Raw genomic sequence first — 5830 nt, forward strand, 5'->3', positions numbered from 1 at the left:
TATTTAAATGAACGTTAAAGATAAATTAATCCACTTGCTGGTGGGGACTGGCTACACCCAAAAAAAGGTAGCCACGAAAACAGGTCTGAGTACAGCGGTTATTTCTCAGTATCTGAAAGGCGTCTATAACGGCAATATCAGTAACGTCGAGGCTGCTCTCGCTGACTTTATCAGCCGAGAAGAAGAACGCGCCCGCCGCCGCGAAGTTAAAAAGTCTTTTGTTCAGACCCGGCTGGCCGGGCTGGCGCTGGGCTTAATCAGTAACACCCATATGGACAGCGATATCGGCGTAATTTATGGCCCTGCAGGCATGGGCAAAACTATGGCGCTGAAGCGCTATGTGGCGACAAACAAGGGGGCGATCCTGATTGAGGCCGACCCCGGCTATACCGCCAAAGTGCTGCTGCAGGAGCTGTGCGCCCGTCTCGGCGTGAAGAAGACCGGCAACATCCATGAACTCAGCGAAGAGTGCATACAGGCGCTGACAGGCACCGGCTGGGTTGTTCTGGTGGACGAAGCCGAACTGTTGCCCTACCGCGCACTGGAAGTCCTACGCCGCATTCATGACCGTTCCGGCGTTGCCATCGTGCTGGCAGGCATGCCACGCCTGCTGATTAACCTCAAGGGGTCTCGCGGTGAGTTTGCGCAGCTCTACAGCCGCGTGGGGATGGCGTTAGACCTTGAGGCCCATAAGAGTCTGTCCGGGGTTGACGACTTCAACACCATCCTCGCCAGTCTGCTGCCGGAGGACGATGGCCAGAGCGCTATTCGTATTCCAGGGATAGCGGAGGCATTTCTCAAATATTCAAAGGGTAATTATCGTCGCATGTTCAAGCTGGCGCGTGGCGTGGTACGGGCCAGCGCTATCGGCAACCAGGGGATTAGCGTGAAGCTAATTGAAACCTACGCGCAGATGCTCATTCACTGAGAGGTCACTAAGAATGGAAAAACAAATTATTAACTGGCGGCATTCCCGCGCCCGGTCGGAGATACATACCCACGGTGGACGCGTAACTGGCTGGCATCGTTCCCTTCCCATCGTTTATGCACTTCCGCCCCTGAGCGGTCCCGTGTGGCCAGTTATGGAAATGGTGGAAGTTTCTCACGGAGTCCGCCAGGTCACCCGAACATCAAATATCGACGGTTGCACCGTTATCTGGAGTTAATTATGGGAATAGTAATGAAAGTAATCATTGAGCAGGACGATACCGGCGTTAGTACCCGAATTATGGGTGAAGGTGTATGTACCCAGGCAGAAGCCAGAGAAGCTGAATTTATACATAAAGCGATAATTGCCGCGCTGGAAAGTCGCAAAGGTTTTAAACGCAATGCCAGTGATATTTGTGTAGTAAAAGAAATTATTAAATCCACCACAGAAGGTATTAAAAATGTCCACTGAAATTAAAGAAACCACTATCCCTGCTGGCTACTGGAAAGACGCGCGTGGTGTTCTGACGCCGGAAAGTCTGGTGAAACCCGTTGATAAGGAGCGCGATGCACTGGTGCGGGCCATTGTTGCGCGGGCAGTCCCTCTGAGTCAGTCTCTGCGCGATTTTAAGCAGGATACCTTTGCGGATATTCAGGCGCTGATTGACCTTTCTGCCGAACAGTATGGTGCCACCATCGGGGGTAAAAAAGGCAACGTCACGCTGTACACCTATGACGGGCGTTACAAGGTGCAGCGGGCCATGCAGGACAGGATAGCGTTTGACGAGCGTATTCAGGCGGCAAAGGAGCTGATTGACGCCTGCGTAGCGGAATGGACGCAGGATGCACGACCTGAGCTGCTGGCCATTATCGACCGGGCGTTTTCCACCGACAAAGAAGGTGAGATTAATCCGGGCCGCGTGCTGCAGTTGCGCCGTCATGACATTACCGACCCCCGCTGGCTGCGGGCGATGGATGCTCTGGCAGAGGCCGTGCAGGTGGTCAGCAGCAAAAGTTACATCCGCATCTATGAACGCGTGGGTGACAGCGACCAGTACACGCCCATTTCTCTGGATATGGCCGGGGTATGACATGAAAAACAGAGCTGAGAGCGCAGCACGAAACAATTATGGTCTCTATGCAGTGGGGGCGGGTCGCGCCGAGCGCAGCGGCGAATGGGACAAAGCCTCGGAACTGTGGCGCAAAGCGCTGGAGCACGCCCGCAGCAGTGGCTGTCGAAAATGGGCTGAGTCCCGTATGGCCTACTGTGCTAACGCGGTAGCGCGTGGATGGAGCGGTTGCGATGAAAGCTAAAGCATTCAATCAGGCATACGCTGTCGGTAGCCACTTTATCTGTCAGCCCTGCAAGGCGTTGCGCGGCGGCTATCCGGCCAGAACCGTCGCCGAAGCGCGGGATTTTAATTGTGGAACCATTGTTGAAATAGACCGCGAGCCGTTTTTTGTTAAGACCGAATCGTTAACGCCAGCGGGCTGAATTTGAATACGATTTAAACCGAAATAACCCTCTGTTATAAATGGCGTAAACCGTCAGTGGCTGGCTTACGCCAAATTCAGGGAAAACAGAATGGAACTATTAACTGTTAATATGGTGGCGATATATGTATCTCTGCGTCTCTGGATGTGAACACCGTGACAATGGTGCTGAACGTGTCTATCTCCTGAACGACGGCAGTTCTGTCGTCGAGTACCCCGGACGGCCAGCCGTGTCCCGCTGGCAGTTCTGGGACAATCATAATCACAGGGTATTTAAAAAATCCGTGCAGTCTGCAATGAAACAAGCTGCGGAGCGGCATAAAAAAGGTGGAAATACGCATGACCATGAAAATGAATGACGTAATGATTGATATAGAAACACTGGGAAAATGCGCGGATGTCCGGTGCTGTCTATCGCCGCTGTTCAGTTTAATCCCCACACTGGCGATATTGGTAATGTCTTTTATGAGCGAATGAGCTATGCCGCCGCCATCAGCTACGGCACGCCGGAAATCAGCATTATTGCATGGTGGGACAGGCAGAGTGTTGAGGCGCGTGATGCTGCCTTTAACGGTAAACGTCTTCCCGTTCTTGTTGCGTCAGAGTTCAGGGCATTCATTGACAGTGTCGGCGGTGGGCACTGTATTCCCTGGGGTAATGGGTCCGTCTTTGACATCACCATTCTTGAGGGGTGGCTTGACCGGGTTGACCCCCTGACGGACGCCAGTGGTGAGGATATCTACCCCTGGAAATACTGGAATATTGCCGACCTGCGTACGCTGGTGCGGCTTGCGGGGATTAACACCAAAGATATTCCTTTCACTGGCGATAAGCATAACGCTCTTGCTGATGCACTGCACCAGGTGAAAATAGCGCATATTGCCAGTCGAAAGCTGATGAGTTGCGGTGATTATGGCGGCTATCAGACAGAAGAAATTAAGTCGGGGGCGGCTGATGGGTAAAATTACTTTCGTGGTTGATTTTCCAGATGGTCAGGAGCCTGCTGTCAGCGGGGCCACTGATATTTTAGGTGGGAAACTGGTGTCAGCTGCCTTCTTTGACAAAGCTGATCGTATTCTGCGTTACCTGGTGCTGGATAATGAATAGCTTATCTGGAATCCCACCCAAATGTAGGTGCGATCATCGTACCTTTTGAGCGGGTCGAGGAGGCACGGGAGCTGATGAAAGCATTGGTGCCCGTATGGTTTAGTATCGACGTCCGGGTCACTGAGTAACCCCATAATCTCCCCGTATGAAAGCCCCGGTAGCACTGATTCGGGGCTTTTCACTCTTTTTGATTACCACCATTTACTTATCGACATTGTCCATTTCATCCCATGAACTGATCAGAGGTTTATCATCTGGCGGTGCTGTAATTTTCTTAATCTCTGATTTTAATATATATTTCTCTATGTACGGCACTAGAAGGTTACATTCATCAATCGACATAAATGGGTCTTTTCCCATAAGTGCTTTGATGCTGCCCTTCCCTTCTTCATATCGGGCACTCAGGACTAAATACGTCTCAATATTATCCTTAACAAACTGAGGGTTAGATTTCAGTATTGCGTCTACGGCATCGCTATTGAATCGATCCCTCGATGTCATATCAAGCAGCTTACTTTCGATTTCTTTATCGTCGATAGATAGACCGTTATCTATGATGCATTGATAAATTTTACCTTTCTTGTAGTAGGTGTTAGAGCTTGTTGGTTCCTTAAATGGTGGCGAACGCTAATGAAGTAAAAATCAATCAGAAAAGAATAATCGAAACGGAATTCTTTACTTTCACGTCTACATCTCCGTTACTTACGAAAGTAGGGAAGATAACACATAAATAAATATCTATACTTATTATGGTTGATACATTTTATTGACTTTTACAATGTGTCGTGATCCAATCAATTCATAAAAGCTGTTCACGACAACTTGAAACTGGCCCAAGCCCCGCCCTGTGCGGGGCTTTTTCGTTTAAATTCCCGGAGATTTCCCCATGACCAACTATGCCAAGCTCAGCGAGTACACAGCCTATAAAAAACAGGCTCAGGACGCGGCAGATCGTCGACGCCTCAGCCTTGCCATGCTGGAACGTAAATCCGGTGATTTGAAAAACCTGTGCGCTGTATCTATTGATGCGCAGGAATTAACGGCTCTGGCGCAGGATGCTGCCAGGGCTGAAGAAGAGATGCATGCTGCTGTCGGGGTTGCTAATCAGGCTGCTCCCCTGTGCGGTGAGCAGAAAATTGACATTAAGCTCCTCATGCACATCTGACTGCCCTGGGGTAATCATGAAAGCAAATCTGATCCGTATCGTTCACACCGGCAAATCATCCCTCGGCTGGGATGATGAAACCTATCGCGACGTGCTGGCTTGCCATACCGGTAAGCGTTCGGCGCGTGACTGTACCACCGCCAAACTGGAAAAAGTGGTGCTGTACATGCGCACTCAGGGCTTTGCGCCATCTTCACGTGGTCGCCGTCCCCGCGTGGCAGCAGGCCGTAAAGCCATGCTGGGCAAAATTGAGGCCATGCTGGCGGAGGCTGGCCGTGGGTGGGATTATCTGGAAGGTATCGTGGAGCGCATGCTGGGTGAGAAAAAGCCGGTTGAGTGGCTGAATGACGATCAGGTGCGTAAGCTGATGCAAATGCTGATTGTTGACGCGAAGCGTCAAGGGAGGCTGTAGTATGCGCGAGTTTGACCTTGAATCCCTCGAAGAGCTGCTGCCGGATACCGCCCGCCAGATAGCCGATGTGATAGGTTTTCCCGCCACGCAACAGCTGATAGAGCGCTTTGGCGGTGCCTGTTTCCGGGTCGGTCGCGGTCTGCGCGGCACCGGTGAACGCCGTCTGGCCATGCTGCGGGAGGTTATCGGCGACGAGAACACCCGCCAGCTGGTTAAGCGTTATCGGCGGTGACAGTTCGCTGGTGATCCCCCGCTGTGCCGGTGCCCTGCGCGAGTGGCGCAACCGCTGTTTTCTCGCCGAGGTTGACAGCATGCTGGCCGATGGCGAATCATTGCGCATGGCGCTCACGGTACTCGGCCCGAAATTCGGCATCGGCAACACCCGTGCTTGGGCTATTGTGGCAAGCCGCCGTCAGGCAACCTCTCCCCCGGCACAGGGGGCACTGTTCTGATGGATTACTGCTTCACCCCCGTATCACGCACTGAGTTACGTCTCCCTGCACAATAACCCTCACAAACTTTGTGAGGGTTTTTTTATGTCTTCTTTCCGCTTCAGCCAGCGCAGCGAGTCCCGCCTGTATGGCGTTCACCCGGACCTGGTGAAACTGACCCGCCGTGCGCTGGAACTGTCTCCTGTTGATTTTGGTATCACTGAAGGCCTGCGCAGTCGGGAGCGCCAGAAACAGATGGTCGCTCAGGGCAGCAGCCAGACCCTGAACAGCCGC

General features: G+C 52.1%; 14 protein-coding genes. 13 read left to right on the top strand and 1 reads right to left on the bottom strand.

The window, feature by feature from the left end; genetic code table 11:
• The first annotated feature begins 7 nt into the window (after positions 1–7).
• The 8 genes from BBW68_RS08740 (at position 8) to BBW68_RS18845 (ending at position 3528) form a co-directional block, all read left to right on the top strand.
• Positions 8–928, top strand: coding sequence for an AAA family ATPase (locus BBW68_RS08740; RefSeq protein WP_070135016.1), 921 nt, complete (start codon positions 8–10; stop codon positions 926–928).
• Between the two features lie 240 nt (positions 929–1168).
• Positions 1169–1399, top strand: coding sequence for a hypothetical protein (locus BBW68_RS08745; protein ID WP_070135018.1), 231 nt, complete (start codon positions 1169–1171; stop codon positions 1397–1399).
• On the top strand, positions 1389–2018 hold the full coding sequence (locus BBW68_RS08750) for a DUF3164 family protein (protein ID WP_070135020.1): 630 nt from the start codon (positions 1389–1391) through the stop codon (positions 2016–2018). Before BBW68_RS08745 ends, BBW68_RS08750 begins: the two co-directional genes overlap by 11 nt.
• A 1-nt stretch (position 2019) precedes the next feature.
• Positions 2020–2241 carry an ANR family transcriptional regulator gene (locus tag BBW68_RS08755; protein WP_070135022.1) on the top strand — a complete coding sequence of 74 codons (222 nt, stop codon included), beginning with the start codon at positions 2020–2022 and terminating at the stop codon, positions 2239–2241.
• The gene (locus BBW68_RS08760) at positions 2231–2422 is read left to right on the top strand and encodes a hypothetical protein (RefSeq protein WP_070135024.1); all 192 of its coding nucleotides are present in this window, start codon (positions 2231–2233) and stop codon (positions 2420–2422) included. The genes BBW68_RS08755 and BBW68_RS08760 overlap by 11 nt, the downstream gene beginning before the upstream one ends.
• Before the next feature lie 124 nt (positions 2423–2546).
• Complete coding sequence (locus BBW68_RS08765) at positions 2547–2780, top strand: hypothetical protein (RefSeq protein ID WP_070135026.1); 234 nt, start codon at positions 2547–2549, stop codon at positions 2778–2780.
• A gap of 30 nt (positions 2781–2810) precedes the next feature.
• Positions 2811–3383: a 3'-5' exonuclease gene (locus tag BBW68_RS08770; protein WP_083264858.1), complete on the top strand. Its 573-nt coding sequence runs from the start codon at positions 2811–2813 to the stop codon at positions 3381–3383.
• Positions 3376–3528, top strand: a complete 153-nt coding sequence (locus BBW68_RS18845; protein WP_186821311.1) for a hypothetical protein — start codon at positions 3376–3378, stop codon at positions 3526–3528. Before BBW68_RS08770 ends, BBW68_RS18845 begins: the two co-directional genes overlap by 8 nt.
• Positions 3529–3729: 201 nt before the next feature.
• Here BBW68_RS18845 and BBW68_RS08775 read toward each other — a convergent pair whose 3' ends face one another.
• Positions 3730–4029: a hypothetical protein gene (locus BBW68_RS08775; RefSeq protein WP_070135030.1), complete on the bottom strand. Its 300-nt coding sequence runs from the start codon at positions 4027–4029 to the stop codon at positions 3730–3732.
• 385 nt (positions 4030–4414) lie between these two features.
• Here BBW68_RS08775 and BBW68_RS08780 point away from each other — a divergent pair, with 385 nt between their 5' ends.
• The 5 genes from BBW68_RS08780 to BBW68_RS08795 all read left to right on the top strand — a co-directional run.
• Complete coding sequence (locus BBW68_RS08780; RefSeq protein ID WP_070135032.1) at positions 4415–4693, top strand: hypothetical protein; 279 nt, start codon at positions 4415–4417, stop codon at positions 4691–4693.
• 16 nt (positions 4694–4709) lie between these two features.
• Positions 4710–5105, top strand: coding sequence for a gp16 family protein (locus tag BBW68_RS08785; RefSeq protein ID WP_070135034.1), 396 nt, complete (start codon positions 4710–4712; stop codon positions 5103–5105).
• Position 5106: 1 nt separating this feature from the next.
• Positions 5107–5337 (top strand): hypothetical protein, encoded by a 231-nt coding sequence (locus BBW68_RS19720; protein ID WP_245675240.1) that lies wholly within the window; start codon positions 5107–5109, stop codon positions 5335–5337.
• A 10-nt stretch (positions 5338–5347) separates the two neighbouring features.
• On the top strand, positions 5348–5557 hold the full coding sequence (locus tag BBW68_RS19725) for a hypothetical protein (protein ID WP_245675241.1): 210 nt from the start codon (positions 5348–5350) through the stop codon (positions 5555–5557).
• A gap of 84 nt (positions 5558–5641) precedes the next feature.
• Positions 5642–5830 (top strand): M15 family metallopeptidase domain-containing protein (locus BBW68_RS08795; RefSeq protein WP_148127611.1); only part of this gene is annotated, 189 nt, incomplete at its 3' end.

This window comes from Candidatus Erwinia dacicola (genome assembly GCF_001756855.1).
Lineage (GTDB): Bacteria > Pseudomonadota > Gammaproteobacteria > Enterobacterales > Enterobacteriaceae > Erwinia > Erwinia dacicola.